General features: G+C 61.7%; 13 protein-coding genes. 8 read left to right on the top strand and 5 right to left on the bottom strand.

Features of this window, described 5'->3' with window-relative positions; all coding sequences use genetic code 11:
* Positions 1-142: 142 nt before the first annotated feature.
* The 3 genes from PMM47T1_RS12535 to PMM47T1_RS12525 all read left to right on the top strand — a co-directional run bounded on the left by PMM47T1_RS12535 (position 143) and on the right by PMM47T1_RS12525 (position 4,965).
* A complete protein-coding gene (locus tag PMM47T1_RS12535; RefSeq protein WP_043300969.1) occupies positions 143-1,198 on the top strand; it encodes a LacI family DNA-binding transcriptional regulator in 1,056 nt (351 codons plus the stop codon).
* A 294-nt stretch (positions 1,199-1,492) separates the two neighbouring features.
* Complete coding sequence (locus tag PMM47T1_RS12530) at positions 1,493-3,916, top strand: glucose/quinate/shikimate family membrane-bound PQQ-dependent dehydrogenase (RefSeq protein WP_043300968.1); 2,424 nt, start codon at positions 1,493-1,495, stop codon at positions 3,914-3,916.
* 170 nt (positions 3,917-4,086) lie between these two features.
* On the top strand, positions 4,087-4,965 hold the full coding sequence (locus PMM47T1_RS12525) for a pirin family protein (RefSeq protein ID WP_008369221.1): 879 nt from the start codon (positions 4,087-4,089) through the stop codon (positions 4,963-4,965).
* Positions 4,966-4,967: 2 nt separating this feature from the next.
* On the opposite strand, the gene PMM47T1_RS29780 is transcribed toward PMM47T1_RS12525, so the two are convergent.
* Positions 4,968-5,129, bottom strand: coding sequence for an NAD-dependent epimerase/dehydratase (locus PMM47T1_RS29780; protein ID WP_008369218.1), 162 nt, complete (start codon positions 5,127-5,129; stop codon positions 4,968-4,970).
* A gap of 26 nt (positions 5,130-5,155) precedes the next feature.
* Positions 5,156-5,809 carry an O-methyltransferase gene (locus PMM47T1_RS12520; protein ID WP_008369217.1) on the bottom strand — a complete coding sequence of 218 codons (654 nt, stop codon included), beginning with the start codon at positions 5,807-5,809 and terminating at the stop codon, positions 5,156-5,158.
* Between the two features lie 90 nt (positions 5,810-5,899).
* Here PMM47T1_RS12520 and PMM47T1_RS12515 point away from each other — a divergent pair, with 90 nt between their 5' ends.
* Positions 5,900-6,532 carry a TetR family transcriptional regulator gene (locus tag PMM47T1_RS12515; RefSeq protein ID WP_008369214.1) on the top strand — a complete coding sequence of 211 codons (633 nt, stop codon included), beginning with the start codon at positions 5,900-5,902 and terminating at the stop codon, positions 6,530-6,532.
* A 427-nt stretch (positions 6,533-6,959) separates the two neighbouring features.
* Positions 6,960-7,988 carry a glycosyltransferase family 2 protein gene (locus PMM47T1_RS12510; protein WP_008369210.1) on the top strand — a complete coding sequence of 343 codons (1,029 nt, stop codon included), beginning with the start codon at positions 6,960-6,962 and terminating at the stop codon, positions 7,986-7,988.
* A 72-nt stretch (positions 7,989-8,060) separates the two neighbouring features.
* Here PMM47T1_RS12510 and PMM47T1_RS12505 read toward each other — a convergent pair whose 3' ends face one another.
* Together PMM47T1_RS12505 and PMM47T1_RS12500 are read right to left on the bottom strand one after the other, a co-directional pair.
* The gene (locus tag PMM47T1_RS12505; protein ID WP_008369208.1) at positions 8,061-8,699 is read right to left on the bottom strand and encodes a 3-oxoacid CoA-transferase subunit B; all 639 of its coding nucleotides are present in this window, start codon (positions 8,697-8,699) and stop codon (positions 8,061-8,063) included.
* A gap of 8 nt (positions 8,700-8,707) precedes the next feature.
* Entirely contained in the window at positions 8,708-9,403 is a 696-nt protein-coding gene (locus PMM47T1_RS12500) for a 3-oxoacid CoA-transferase subunit A (RefSeq protein ID WP_008369205.1), read from the bottom strand.
* Between the two features lie 350 nt (positions 9,404-9,753).
* Between PMM47T1_RS12500 and PMM47T1_RS12495 the strand changes: the two genes are divergently transcribed.
* The gene (locus PMM47T1_RS12495; protein WP_008369204.1) at positions 9,754-10,164 is read left to right on the top strand and encodes a RidA family protein; all 411 of its coding nucleotides are present in this window, start codon (positions 9,754-9,756) and stop codon (positions 10,162-10,164) included.
* 174 nt (positions 10,165-10,338) lie between these two features.
* A complete protein-coding gene (locus tag PMM47T1_RS12490; protein WP_008369202.1) occupies positions 10,339-10,842 on the top strand; it encodes a GNAT family N-acetyltransferase in 504 nt (167 codons plus the stop codon).
* 128 nt (positions 10,843-10,970) lie between these two features.
* Here the strand turns inward: PMM47T1_RS12490 and PMM47T1_RS12485 are convergent, their stop codons facing one another.
* Complete coding sequence (locus tag PMM47T1_RS12485) at positions 10,971-11,864, bottom strand: LysR family transcriptional regulator (protein WP_008369200.1); 894 nt, start codon at positions 11,862-11,864, stop codon at positions 10,971-10,973.
* 294 nt (positions 11,865-12,158) lie between these two features.
* Between PMM47T1_RS12485 and PMM47T1_RS12480 the strand changes: the two genes are divergently transcribed.
* Positions 12,159-13,856, top strand: coding sequence for an NAD-dependent malic enzyme (locus PMM47T1_RS12480; protein WP_008369198.1), 1,698 nt, complete (start codon positions 12,159-12,161; stop codon positions 13,854-13,856).
* Positions 13,857-13,902 lie beyond the last annotated feature (46 nt).

The raw sequence follows: 13,902 nt of genomic DNA, 5'->3' as shown, positions 1-13,902 counted from the left end.
CGATCATTGACCTGGGCGCGAACGCCGCAGGCCGGCTACATCAAGCCTTGCGCTGATGCTATTCGTTGCACGGGCATGCCGCCATGGCAGTTTGGGCTAATATGTCAGAACCTTTCATTCATCCCAGGCAGGATGTCAGAACATGTCAGAGTCTGCGCGCGCGACACGTCGCCCCACCATGGCCGATGTCGCGCGGGAAGCCGGTGTCAGCCTGTCCACGGTAGACCGTGTGCTCAACCTGCGCGCCGATGTACGCCGCGACACTGCCCAGCGCATTGTCGAGGCGGCGACGCGCCTGGGCTTTCATGCCAAGGCGGTACTTGAACAGCGGCTGCTGACCCATCGCCCCACGGTGCGCCTGGGGTTTGCGCTGCACAAGAGCGGCGTGGCGTTTTATCAGGTACTGGCCCAGGCCCTGTCCAGTGCCGCGGCGCATTACCCCCACGCGCGCATTCGCGTGGTGATCGCCTACCTCGACGAGCTGGACCCGGCGCGCGTGGCCCAACGCATCGCAGCGCTGCGTGACCAGGTGGATGGCCTGGGCGTGGTCGCCGTGGACCACCCGGTCATTCGCCAAGCGGTAGCGCGCCTGAGCGACAGCGGGGTGGCGGTGGTGGCGTTGATTTCGGCGCTGTCACCTGCGGCAACAGCAGGCTACGTGGGCGTGGACAACCGGCGCATGGGGCGCACGGCCGGTTGGTTCGTCTCCCGCCTGGCCAACCGCCCCGGCCCGGTGGCCGTGCTGCTCAGCAGCCAGGGCTTTCAATGCCAGGAACTGCGCGAATTCAGTTTTCGCAGCTACCTGGCCGACCAGTCCCCCGACTGGGACCTGCTGGCCACGCGCCTCACCCTGGAAGACGACGCCTTCGCTCACGGCAATACCCTCGACCTGCTGACGGGCGAGCCGGAACTGGCCGGGCTGTATGTTGCCGGCGGTGGTATTGCCGGGGTCATCCAGGCCCTGGGTGAACTCAAGGCCCGGCAGCAACGCTTGCCGATTGTGGTGTGCAACGAGGTCACGCCGCTCACCGCCCATGCGTTGCGCGACGGGCTGGTGCACGCGGTACTGTCGCACCCGGTGGCGGCGTTGGCCGAACGCACGGTGGACGCGCTGGTGCAAGCCGTCACTGGGGCGCGGCCGGTGGCGGGGTTGGTGGCCATTGTGCCGATGCAGGTTGACGTACAGGAGAGTCTGTAGAAGGGTGCCAGCCCCGCGATTGTTACCATCCAAACAACAGTGTTTCTCCCCCGATCAAATGACAACTTGTCGCAGGGCCATCATTTTTTGGTATGCTTACATTCAGTAACTAACTGATTAGTTAATTGCATTCTGGTGGGTGTCGGCGACATGCTTGTGAGTCGCACCGGATGCATCGGTGCGCAGACCTTGCAAGCCCTTGGTGAACATTGTCACGGAACCGGCTCCAAAAGCTGCGGCCTCCACTACTCTTAAAATTCCCCGCAACGTTCATGCGTCAGTAGGATCATGTACATGACTAACACTCGAACTTCGGCAAACGTCGCCCGCTGGCCCCTATGGGTCGTCGGTCTCGGCATGCTGGTTTTTGCACTTCTCTACATAGGCCTGGGTGGTTACCTGGCCTCCGTGGGCGGCAGCTGGTACTTCGTACTGGCCGGCGTCGGCATGCTGGTGTCTTCGGTGTTGCTGTTCAAGCAACGCCTGCTGGGCGCCTGGCTGTTTACCGCCGTCATGGTTGCAAGCATCATCTGGGCACTGGCTGATGCCGGCTTGAACTTCTGGCCGCAAATCTCGCGCCTGTTCGCCCTGGGCGTCCTGAGCCTGCTGGCCGCCCTGGTGTACCCAACCCTGCGCAAGGCCAACGGCCTGCCAGGCGGCAACGGCGGCTACGCGCTGGCCGTGCTGCTGGCCATCGCCCTGGCTGGCGGTGCCTATGGCATGTTCATTCCGCACGATCCTGTTGCGCCTACCGGCGATGGCCCGGGCCTGACCAAGGTCGACCCTGCCCACGAGCAGAAAGACTGGAAGCACTACGGTAATGATGAAGGTGGCAGCCGCTTCGCCGCGTTGGACCAGATCAACCGCAGTAATGTTTCCAAGCTGACCCCGGCCTGGACCTACCACACCGGTGACGTCGCCATCAGCGACGGCAACGGCGCAGAAGACCAGGACACCCCGCTGCAGGTTGGCGACAAGGTGTTTGTCTGCACCCCGCACAACAACATCATTGCCCTGGACGCCGACACCGGCAAAGAGCTGTGGAAGCGTGACGTGCACGCCCAGAGCAAGGTGTGGCAGCGCTGCCGTGGCCTGGCGTACTTCGACGCCACCACCGCTGTCGCCGCGCCTACCGATGGCAGCACGCCGGCCGCCGCCGTCTCGGTTGCACCAGGTGCCATGTGCCAGCGTCGTCTGCTGACCAATACCATCGACGCCCGCCTGATCGCAGTCGATGCCGATACCGGCGAGTACTGCAAGGACTTCGGCAACAACGGTCAGATCGACCTCAAAGCCGGCCTGGGCGACGTACCTGACTCCTACTACCAACTGTCCTCGGCACCGCTGATGGCCGGTACGACTGTAGTGGTTGGCGGCCGTGTAGCTGACAACGTGCAGACCGACATGCCTGGCGGCGTGATCCGCGGTTTCGACGTGACCACCGGTGCCATGCGCTGGGCGTTCGACCCGGGTAACCCGCAAGACAAGCAAGCCCCTGCCGCCGGCAGCACCTACGTGCGCAGTACGCCGAACAGCTGGGCGCCAATGTCCTACGACCCGAGCATGAACACTGTGTTCCTGCCGATGGGCAGCTCGTCCACCGACATCTACGGCGTTGAACGTACTGACCTGAACCACAAGTACGGTGCTTCGATCCTGGCGCTGAACGCTACCACCGGTGAAGAGAAGTGGGTCTACCAGACCGTCCACAATGACCTGTGGGACTTCGACCTGCCGATGCAGCCTAGCCTGATCGACTTCGCCAAGCCGGATGGCACCAAGGTTCCGGCCGTGGTGATCGGTACCAAGGCTGGCCAGATCTACGTGCTGGACCGCCACACCGGCAAGCCGCTGACTAAGGTTGAAGAAGTACCGGTGAAGAAGTCGGACATTCCGAACGAACCGTACTCCATGACCCAGCCAAAATCGGTGGGCATGCCACAGATCGGTGCTCAGAAGCTGACTGAATCGGACATGTGGGGTGCTACTCCGTTCGACCAGATGCTGTGCCGCATCCAGTTCAAGAAAATGCGTTACGACGGCCTGTACACCGCGCCGGGTACCGACGTTTCCCTGAGCTTCCCAGGATCGCTCGGTGGCATGAACTGGGGTAGCCTGTCGACTGACCCGGTACACGGTTTCATCTTCGTCAACGACATGCGTCTGGGCCTGTGGAGCCAGATGGTGCCGCAGCAGAAAGATGCCAAGGCCTCTTCGGGCGGTGAAGCACTGAACACTGGCATGGGCGCAGTACCGCTCAAAGGCACCCCATACGCCGTGAACAAGAACCGCTTCCTGTCGATTGCAGGCATCCCTTGCCAGGCACCGCCTTTCGGTACCCTGACCGCGATCGACATGAAGACTCAGAAGATCGCTTGGCAGGTGCCGGTCGGTACCGTGAAGGACACCGGTCCGATGGGCATCAAGATGGGGCTGTCGATGCCCATCGGCATGCCGACACTGGGCGGTACGCTGTCCACCCAGGGTGGCCTGGTGTTCATCGCCGGTACTCAGGACTACTACCTGCGCGCCTACAACTCGGCAACCGGTGAAGAAGCCTGGAAAGCCCGTCTGCCAGTCGGCAGCCAGGGTGGCCCGATGACCTACGTGTCGCCGAAAACCGGCAAGCAGTATGTTGTCATCACCGCCGGTGGCGCACGTCAATCGCCGGATCGCGGTGATTACGTGATCGCTTACGCGCTGCCAGACAGCAAGTAAGACGCTCGCCTGAAAACCCGCTGTCGTCCTCTGGGCGGCAGCGGGTTTTTTATTGCCTGCATGCCTGTGGGCGCTGGCTTGCCAGCGAGCTGTTGAAAGGCAAAAGCTCGCTGGCAAGCCAGCGCCCACAGGGCGTACCATTTCATCATTTACATTGTTGAGGCTTACCCATGACCAGCCGCACCGTCGCCGCGTCCCACCCGGCCTACCGTGATGACATCGCCGACCTGATCACCCGTCGACCGTTGCCCGGCGCAGACCTTGAGCAAGTCGACCCGTTCCTGTTTCTCAACCACCACGGCCCGCAGGTTTACGCGCCGAACAACAACGGCCTGCCGTTCGGCCCGCACCCACACCGCGGCTTCGAAACCGTGACCTTCATCCTCACCGGCAACCTGGCCCATTACGACACCGGCGGCCATGAGAGCGTGATAGAGGCCGGCGGCGTGCAATGGATGACCGCCGGCAGCGGCCTGATCCACGCTGAAGTTTCGCCGCCCGGCTTCAAGCACAGCGGCGGGGCGCTGGAGATCCTGCAACTGTGGGTCAACCTGCCGTCGCGGCTGAAAATGACCGCGCCGCGCTACAGCGGCGTGCAGGCCGATGGCATTCCGGCGCTGTCGATTGCCGATGGCAAGGGCGTGCTCAACCTGGTGTCGGGCGAGTTCCAGGGCACCCAGGGCGCCATTCAGTCGTTGACCGGGGTGTTCATGAGCACCGTTCAACTGCAGCCGGGCGCGCAGGTCCAACTGCCTGCACCCCTCGGCCGCTCGGTGTTCCTCTACGTAGTCAGTGGGCAGGTGAGCGTGGGCGGCACGGCGGTGAAACCGTGGCACCTGATCAGCATCAACGACGATGGCGATGCCTTGGGCATTGAGGCTGCCAGCGACGCGGTGCTGCTGTTCGGTCACGCCGACCCGATCAACGAGCCTGTGGTTTCCCATGGTCCGTTTGTGATGAACACCCACGGCGAAATCGAACAGGCCATCCGTGACTACCAGGCGGGTAAGTTCAATGGCGACGGCAAGCTGCTGGAAGTGGGTGAGTAAAATCACCCGCCGTGACGCAGCCTGCGATGACCCTGTAGTAGCGGCCGTCCGGCCACTTTGGCGTCGTCGCGGACCAGGCCAATAACCTGATGGTTTGAGGTAATCAGATCGTCGACCACGGCAGAGCCAACCCAGCCGATGGCGCTGGTGACGAAAATGTTCATGTTGAATCGCTCCGAATGCACAGGCGCTAGCCCACGCGCATGGACAACTCGACATCATCGGCAAACGGCAGCGACACATAGCCACCGCCGGCCGAACGCACGCGCGCCAGGTACTCGGGGCTGTGGTCGGCGTTGTCGGCGACAATCAAGGCGCCTGGCTTGAAGCGGCTTTGCAGCAGGTCAAGAATCGCCGGGTAAAGCGGCTTGGCACCGTCCAGCAACACCAGGTCGATCTGCTCGGGCAGGTCATTGCTCAAGGTCTGCAAGGCGTCCCCGACGCGGATTTCCACCAGGTCCGCAAGGCCACCGGCAGACAGGTTCTGCCGGGCAATGTTGACTTTGGAAGGCTCGAACTCGCTGGTGATCAGTCGTCCGCCGCCGTTGTCGCGCAGCGCCGCGGCCAAGTGCAGGGTGGACAGGCCGAACGAGGTGCCAAACTCGACGATGGTGGTTGCCTGGCTGCTGCGAGCCAACAGGTACAGCAGCCTGCCGGTCTCGCGCGACACTGGCAGGGCGAAGTCCTTCAGGCGGCTGTACAGCTCCAGGTAGCCGGTCTTGCTGTGCATCAGTGCTTGCAGTTCCTCGGCGGGCAAACCGGCCAGCTCCGGGCGCTTGGCATCGGCCTCGGCAAACAGGCGATCGAGCAGGAGGGCGAGGGGGGCTGCGGTGAGCGTGGTCATGGTGTTTTTCCTTTGGGTGTACAGGTTTGGAGGTGTGGGCATAGAATGCGATCAATTATTCAGGTTTTCCAATCGCATTCCCGAGCCCCCATGAGCGAACGCCCGACCCCCCCGATTTCCCAGCGCAAACAGCCGCGTCAGGCCCGCTCGACCGAGTTGGTAGCGGTCATTCTCGAAGCCGCCACTCAGGTTTTGGCCAAGGAAGGCGCCCAGCGCTTCACCACCGCCCGGGTGGCAGAAAAGGCCGGCGTGAGCATTGGTTCGTTGTACCAGTACTTCCCCAATAAGGCGGCGATTCTGTTCCGCTTGCAGAGTGAAGAGTGGCGCCAGACCAGCGGCCTGCTGACTCGAATCCTTGCCGACAGCACCGTGCCACCGCTTGTGCGTTTGCGTCGGCTGGTACACGCGTTCATTGCGTCGGAGTGCGAGGAGGCGGCTATGCGTGTGGCGCTGGATGATGCGGCGCCGTTGTATCGCAATGCCCCCGAAGCGCACGAAGCCAGGGCCCGTGGCCAGGAGTCATTTCAGGCATTCATGCACGATGCGTTGCCCCATGCCACTGAGGCGGGACGGCAACTGGCGAGTGAGCTGGTTATTTCCACCCTGAGCAGCGTGGGCAAGCGGTTTTCCGAGGTGCCCCGTACGCAGCAGGACATCGAGACGTATGCCGAGGGGATGGCGGATATGTTTTGTGCCTATCTCGGGGCGCTTGGGGCGTCTTGAAAGAGGACACCAGGTTCGAAAACGAGTGGTGAATGTGAAGTGTCCAAATTGTGGTGGTGCAGCCCTGGTGAAGGATACCCGGGTTGTTGCCTATGCTTACAAAAGGCAAGAAGACATCGCTTGGCGCAGTCCATCCGTTGGGGTTGTTCAATGCCAGCCTTGAGGGGGTAATACTTAGACGTATCCGGATACATCATCGTTGTGCATTTCCTTTCCATTTTCTTGTGCGTTGCCGAGCGCGCCGGTAATCTTTTCCTCCGCTGGAGGTAAGGTGGCGCGAAATCGACAGTGTTACAAAATGCCGTTCGCGTGGAACAAAGTCATCATGGGAGGATGGCGCTTTGCTGCTGGCTGGCGCGAGGATGCTACTTAATCGCTCAATCCGCTTTGCTAGCTGTGTGTGCACTTTTCAATGTAGGAAGTTGATGTGGCTGGGCGCAAGGGAATAACGGTAATTCTACCGGTTTATAATGTAAGGGAGTATGTAGAGGAGGCCGTCGATTCGTTGTTGCAGCAGTCAGTACCCCCTCTGGAGATTATTGTAATCAACGATGGCTCCACGGATGGGACTCTTGAATTGCTTGAGTCCCGGTATGCCGATTCCGACGTATTGACCATCCATAACCAGCGGAATCAGGGCGTGGGAGTGGCGCGCTTGAAGGGCTTGGCGCTGGCCAAGGGGGAGTTTGTTTATTTTTGTGACCCGGATGACCTGGTCCGAAGTGACCTGTTCGAAGGTTTTCAGCGGCAGGTGGAGAACGATCCGGGGTTGGAACTGTATTACTTTTCCATGCGTGCCTTTGTTGATGTGGGCAGTGGTCGGAAGTTTCTTCGTCGAGACACGTCTTCCAAGCGCAGTGGCTGGTTTGAGTCTGGGAAATGTCTGTTGCAGGATTTGATTGTTTCACAGAAGCATAGTGCTTCAACCTGTCAGTTCATTTTCAGGAAGTCCGTTTGCACGAAGTTTCCAGTGAGGTTCGTGGGGCGTGTCCATGAAGATCATTGGTTCAGCATGAATATCTATCTTTACAGTGGGAAGACATTCTCGGTGCGTGATGATTTATATTATCAGCGTGTCAGGGAAGGGTCCTTGACACGAAGTGTGAAGGATCAGCATTACGTGGTTGCCGGCTATGAAGCCTATCGGGATACCCTGTGTGCCTTGAAGCTTCATGTGGATGGCTTCTATAAGGGACGGGCGGTGGCCTTGGCGTATATGGAGCGAAGTGTCAGGACCATTGCAACCCTGTGCATCAAGAACAGAGTGAAGCCGCCGGCCAACTTTTTCTCGATGACGCGCAAGGACGTCGGGGACTGTGGCGTGGGGCTGCATGGCCGTCTGGTGCTGTGGCTGCCGGAGCTTTTTTTACTCGAAGAAATGGCGATACGAAGGGCGGATGTGGGTAAAGCGGTTACGTCAACGTCGATGAGCGAAAAAGGCTGCGCTGGCCCCTGAGTACGCTGCAGATCTTCAGCGAGGTAAGGGCCAGCGCAGCCTGGCGGCAGCGGCTACAGGTTGCAGCAGGGATTACTTGATCAGCGGCACGCCGCTCAGCTTTTCCAGCTCGTCAAAGCTGATGTCAGCCACGATTTCTCGCACTTTCAGGCCGTCCGGGGTGACGTCCAGGATGGCCAGGTCGGTGTAGATGCGGCTCACGCAGGCAATGCCGGTCAACGGGTAGGTGCACTCTGGCACCAGTTTGCTTTCGCCAGTCTTGGTCAGGTGGTCCATCATCACGAACACTTGGCGTGCGCCGGTGGCCAGGTCCATGGCGCCGCCCACGGCTGGAATGGAGCCTTCGGCGCCGGTGTGCCAGTTGGCCAGGTCGCCCTTGACCGACACCTGGAAGGCGCCCAGCACGGCGATGTCGATGTGGCCGCCACGCATCATCGAGAACGAGTCGGCGTGGTGGAAGAAGGCGCCGCCGGTCAGCAGGGTCACGTGCTGTTTGCCAGCATTGATCAGGTCGTCGTCTTCCTCGCCTTCGGCCGGGCTTGGGCCCATGCCCAGTACGCCGTTTTCGCTGTGCAGGAACACTTCCTTGTCGCCCAGGTAGTTGGCCACCAGGGTAGGTACGCCAATGCCCAGGTTGACGTAGGCGCCTTCTTTGATGTCTTCGGCCACGCGTTGGGCCATTTCGTTACGCGAGAGTTTTTTCATGGTCATGGCAGGCCTCAAACGGCTTTGGCGGACGAGGAAACAGGGTAGGTCGGCACGGCAACCACGCGCTGGACGAAGATGCCCGGCGTGATGATGTGCTCAGGGTCCAGTTCACCCAGTTCGACAATTTCATTGACCTGCGCGATGGCGGTCTTGGCGGCCATGGCCATGATCGGGCCGAAGTTGCGGGCGGCCTTGCGGTACACCAGGTTGCCCCAGCGGTCACCCTTGTAGGCCTTGATCAGCGCGATGTCGGCGTGCAACGGCATTTCCAGCACATAGTTGCGGCCGTCGATCACGCGGGTTTCCTTGCCTTCGGCCAGCAGGGTGCCGAAGCCGGTGGGCGAGAAGAACGCACCAATGCCCGAGCCTGCGGCGCGGATACGCTCGGCCAGGTTGCCCTGGGGCACCACTTCCAGTTCGACCTTGCCGGCACGGTACAGCTCGTCGAACACATAAGAGTCCGATTGGCGCGGGAACGAGCAGATCACCTTGCGCACGCAACCGGCCTTGAGCAGGGCAGCCAGGCCAACTTCGCCGTTGCCGGCGTTGTTGCTGATGATGGTCAGGTCGCGACGACCGGTGGCGATCACGCCGTCGACCAGCTCTGAAGGCATGCCGGCGGTGCCGAAGCCACCGACCATGATGACCGAACCGTCGGCAATCCCTTCTACCGCGGCAGCCACGGACTCAAACGTTTTATTGATCAAAGCGAGCTCCTGGTTTTTCCTGGAGTGTGAATGAATCAAGGCACGGGCCAATGGCTTGGCCACGTCTTCTTGTTATCAATTTAGCCGAAGCGCTGTCGGCGGCGACGTCAGACGGCTCGCTGGTAGCACTGCCTGTCGTCATGCCTATAGCGTGCCGCAAATCGGGGCTGGGGGAGAGTGCCTAAAGCGGAATTGGTGCGATTATCGGACTGTTGTGCGATATTGCAGAGTCGTGGGGCTTCAGTTGCTCACTATAGCCCGTATGGCGAACGCCGCAGCCGATGTGCAGAGCGGCCCAGCGTCCACGCAAGGAATAGTCATTCACCTTTAACTTGTCAGGGAGTACACCCATGAGCCGCACCGTTTTTGAATTGTCCAACCCGTCCGGCCTGTATGACCCGTCCGGCAACGCCTATTCCCATGTTGCCACGCTGCCCGCCCAGGCGAGGCTGGTGTATGTGGCCGGCCAGGGCGGCGAAGAGCTCGACGGAACACTGGCCAGCGATTTCAGCGCCCAGGCGCGCCAGGCGCTGGCCAATGTGCAGACGGCCTTGCAGTCCCAGGGTGCGTCGCTCACGCACGTATTCAAGCTGACCCTGCTGATTGTCGATCACAATGAAGCGAAGCTGCGCGCCTGGGTTGCTGAGGCGGACCTGGCCTGGGGCACGGCGATGAAGCCTGCCTGCACCTTGATCCCGGTGCCGCGCCTGGCCCTGGAAGGCATGCAGATAGAGGTCGAGGCCACCGCCGCCCTGGCGTGAACAGGGCCTTGCGTCAATTGCCGATGGCAATGAACGACACTTTTGTAAACAATAGCGCCCCTGCAACAACGCAGGCTCCCTCGAGCCTGCGCCCTGGGTCATTGTTACCGGACACTCCATGCCTTCGATTTTCACCCGCTTCACGCTTTGCCCTCCCGCCCGGGAGCTTGCGCCATGAACGACTTCTGCGTTGAACTGCTGCCCACCTCGGTGGAGCAGGCGCAGTTGATCCGCAACCTGTATCAGTTCTACGCCTACGAGTCGTCGGACTGGGAGCAGGAAGACGTCGATGAAGATGGCCGCTACTACATTCACGACGAGCACCTGATGCGTTACTGGCAGGAGCCGGACTGGAGCGCCAACCTGTTGCTGGTCAATGGTCATGTGGCCGGCTTCCTGCTGGTGGAGCGCAGCGAGCTGCCGGACATCTCGGCGCTGGAACTGGCCGACCTGTTCATTCTCAAACGCTACCGCCGCCAGGGCATCGGCAAGGCGTTGGTCACCCAGGTGTTGATGGGCGGCCATGAAAACTGGCTGGTTCGCTACTACCGCCAGGATGACGCGGCTCTGGCGTTCTGGGAGTCGGTGCTGGAAGACCTGCCACGCCCGGCGCGGGCCATCGAGCTGGACGACGAGCCGGACCTGGCCAATTACCTGATCACGCGCGTTACTCACTGACCTTCGATGGCGTTGGTTCACCGAGCATTGGCTGTGAGGCAAAGGGCCGGCGCAGCCTGGCGGCAGCGGCGAAAGCGGCGCCGGAATTGCGTTCGGCCCTGCCGCAGGCTGCGTCCTTTTCTGCGGCGTTAGGCGCGGTAGCGCAAGGCTTCCAGCAGCAACGCGAACGCCGGTGAGGTCTGCCGGCGGCTGGGGTAGTACAGGTGCAGGCCGGCGAAGGCCGGGCTCCAGTCTTCCAGTACCCGCACCAAATGGCCGCTGGTCAGGTAGGGCGCGCACAGATCTTCGGGGATGTAGCTCAGGCCCAGGCCATCAAGGGCGGCGTTCAGCAAGGGATAGACGCCGTTGAGGGTAACCTGGCCGCTGACCTTGACGTTGAGCGACTCGCCGCCCTTGGCAAATTCCCAGCTATACAGGTTGCCATGGGTGGCCAGCCGCAGGTTGTTGCACTGATGGGCCGTGAGGTCGCGGGGCGATTCGGGCGTCGGGTAGCGAGCGAAGTAGTCGGGGGTGCCGACCACGGCCATGCGCATGTCCGGCCCGATGCGCATGGCGATCATGCCATCGGCCACCTGTTCGCCCAGGCGCACCCCGGCGTCGAAACCCTGGGCGGCAATGTCGGCCAGGCCGTAGTCGCAGAATACCTCCACCTTGATGTCCGGGTACTGCTGCAAAAAGGCCTTGAGCTTGGGCCGCAGCAGCGAGTCCAGGGCGTGGTCGGTGGCGTTGATGCGCAGGTTGCCGGCCGGTTTATCGCGCAGGGCACTGAGCGCCCCCAGCTGCACCTCGATGGCGTCGAAGTGCGGGCCCACGGTTTGCAACAGGCGCTCACCGGCCTCGGTGGGCGAGACGCTGCGCGTGGTGCGCGTCAGCAGGCGCAGCCCCAGGCGCGCCTCCAGGCTGCGCACGGTATGGCTGAGCGCGGATTGCGACACGCCTATCCTGGCCGCAGCCTTGGTAAAGCTGCGCTCACGGGCCACCACCAGAAAGGCGAGCAGGTCATTGGCGTTTTCGCGCAACATTCATGAGAGTCCGTCATGGGTGGTTGCGCATTATAGCAATGCCGTGGTGTCACCACCCCCGGCATTCCTGCGCCCTAATGCAGCCGCAGCCTGACGGCAGCGTTTACAAGCCAGCCATGTGCCCGATCTGGTGCATCTGCCGAGAATTTCATGCTGCGTCAACTTGACGCATGGGTGTCAAACTTGCGGTAATCGGTTCTTTGACGTGAAAACAAAAGCCTGCGGTGTCATGGCCATGCAGCCTGATGACGATACCGTGATTGCAGTGCTTAAGCCTGATGACGGAAATCAACCATGAAAAATGCTCCGACCCAGTCTCGCCCTCTCTACATTGCCTACGCCGGCCCTTCGCTGCTGGAAATGCCGCTGCTGAACAAGGGCAGTGCCTTCACCCCGCAAGAACGTATCGATTTCAACCTGATCGGCCTGCTGCCGCAGAACGTGGAAACCATCGAGGAACAAGTTGACCGCGTGTACCGCCAGTATGAGCAGTGCGCCAGTGACCTGGACAAGCACATCTACCTGCGCTCGATCCAGGACAACAACGAAACGTTGTTCTTCCGCCTGCTGGAATCGCACCTGGACAAGATGCTGCCGATTATCTACACGCCTACTGTCGGCCAGGCCTGCCAGGAATTCTCCAAGATCTACCGCACCCACCGCGGCCTGTTCATTGCCTGGCCGGACCGCGACCGCATCGACGACATCCTGCGCAGCGCCACCAAGGACTCGGTGAAGATCATCGTGGTCACCGACAGCGAGCGCATCCTCGGCCTGGGCGACCAAGGCATCGGCGGCATGGGCATTCCCATCGGCAAGCTGTCGCTGTACACCGCCTGTGGCGGCATCAGCCCGGCCTACACCCTGCCGATCGTGCTGGACGTGGGCACCAACAACCAGGAACTGCTGGACGACCCCATGTACATGGGCTGGCGCCACCCGCGCGTCACCGGCCAGGAATACGCCGAATTCGTCGACCTGTTCATCCAGGCGGTGAAGCGTCGCTGGCCGAACGTGCTGTTGCAGTTCGAAGACTTCGCCCAGGCCAACGCCATGCCGTTGCTGGAGAAATACCGCGACGAGCTGTGCTGTTTCAACGATGACATCCAGGGTACCGCCTCGGTTGCCGTGGGTACCTTGCTGGCGGCCTGCAAGGTCAAGAACCAGACGCTGGGCGAACAGGTGGTGGCGTTTGTCGGCGCCGGTTCCGCCGGTTGCGGCATTGCCGAGCACATTGTCGCGGCCATGCAGCTTGAAGGGCTGTCGGAAAGCGAGGCGCGCCAGCGCATTTTCATGGTTGACCGCTTCGGCCTGCTGACCGATGACATGAGTGGCCTGCACGACTTCCAGATGCGCCTGGCCCACGGTGCCAACGCGGTTAAAGGCTGGCAGCGCGATGACAACGGCATTGCCTTGCTGGAAGTGGTCAAGCAGGCCAAGCCCACGATCCTCATCGGCGTGTCGGGCCAGCGTGGCCTGTTCACCGAGGCAGTGGTGCGCGAAGTCTATGCCCACTGCAAGCAGCCGTTGATCATGCCGCTGTCCAACCCCACCTCGCGCGTCGAGGCCACGCCGGCCGAGGTGCTGGAATGGACCGAAGGCAACGCCCTGGTCGCCACCGGCAGCCCCTTCGCGCCGGTGGACATCAACGGCCGCAGCCTGCCGATTGCCCAGTGCAACAACGCCTACATCTTCCCGGGTATCGGCCTGGGCGTGGTGGCGGCCAAGGCCACGCGTATCACCGACGCCATGCTGATGGCGGCCTCCAATGCCCTGGCCGAATGCTCGCCGGTAGTCACCGGTAGCGGCGACGCGGTGCTGCCGCCGCTCAAGGACATTCAGGCGGTGAGCAAGAAGATCGCCGTGGCCGTGGCCAAGCAGGCCCAGGCCGATGGCGTGGCCCTGGAAACCCCGGAAGACACCCTGCTGCAGGCCATCGAGCGCAACTTCTGGTTCCCGCGCTATCGCTTCTATCGTCGTTCAGCGGTATAAAACCACTCGGCGGGCCTGAACATCAGGCCCGCTATCTGCCCAACGG

It is taken from the genome of Pseudomonas sp. M47T1 (assembly GCF_000263855.1).
Taxonomy (GTDB): domain Bacteria; phylum Pseudomonadota; class Gammaproteobacteria; order Pseudomonadales; family Pseudomonadaceae; genus Aquipseudomonas.
This window is presented reverse-complemented; position numbering and strand designations above follow the sequence as displayed.

Bases quoted from the DNA above. Each gene is read 5' to 3' on its own strand.
- PMM47T1_RS12495 (WP_008369204.1), top strand. From the start codon at position 9,754: ATGAGCCGCACCGTTTTTGAATTGTCCAACCCGTCCGGCCTGTATGAC.
- PMM47T1_RS12505 (WP_008369208.1), bottom strand. From the start codon at position 8,699: ATGACCATGAAAAAACTCTCGCGTAACGAAATGGCCCAACGCGTGGCC.
- PMM47T1_RS12485 (WP_008369200.1), bottom strand. From the start codon at position 11,864: ATGTTGCGCGAAAACGCCAATGACCTGCTCGCCTTTCTGGTGGTGGCC.
- PMM47T1_RS12535 (WP_043300969.1), top strand. From the start codon at position 143: ATGTCAGAGTCTGCGCGCGCGACACGTCGCCCCACCATGGCCGATGTC.
- PMM47T1_RS12480 (WP_008369198.1), top strand. From the start codon at position 12,159: ATGAAAAATGCTCCGACCCAGTCTCGCCCTCTCTACATTGCCTACGCC.
- PMM47T1_RS12530 (WP_043300968.1), top strand. From the start codon at position 1,493: ATGACTAACACTCGAACTTCGGCAAACGTCGCCCGCTGGCCCCTATGG.
- PMM47T1_RS12515 (WP_008369214.1), top strand. From the start codon at position 5,900: ATGAGCGAACGCCCGACCCCCCCGATTTCCCAGCGCAAACAGCCGCGT.
- PMM47T1_RS12525 (WP_008369221.1), top strand. From the start codon at position 4,087: ATGACCAGCCGCACCGTCGCCGCGTCCCACCCGGCCTACCGTGATGAC.
- PMM47T1_RS12490 (WP_008369202.1), top strand. From the start codon at position 10,339: ATGAACGACTTCTGCGTTGAACTGCTGCCCACCTCGGTGGAGCAGGCG.
- PMM47T1_RS29780 (WP_008369218.1), bottom strand. From the start codon at position 5,129: ATGAACATTTTCGTCACCAGCGCCATCGGCTGGGTTGGCTCTGCCGTG.
- PMM47T1_RS12520 (WP_008369217.1), bottom strand. From the start codon at position 5,809: ATGACCACGCTCACCGCAGCCCCCCTCGCCCTCCTGCTCGATCGCCTG.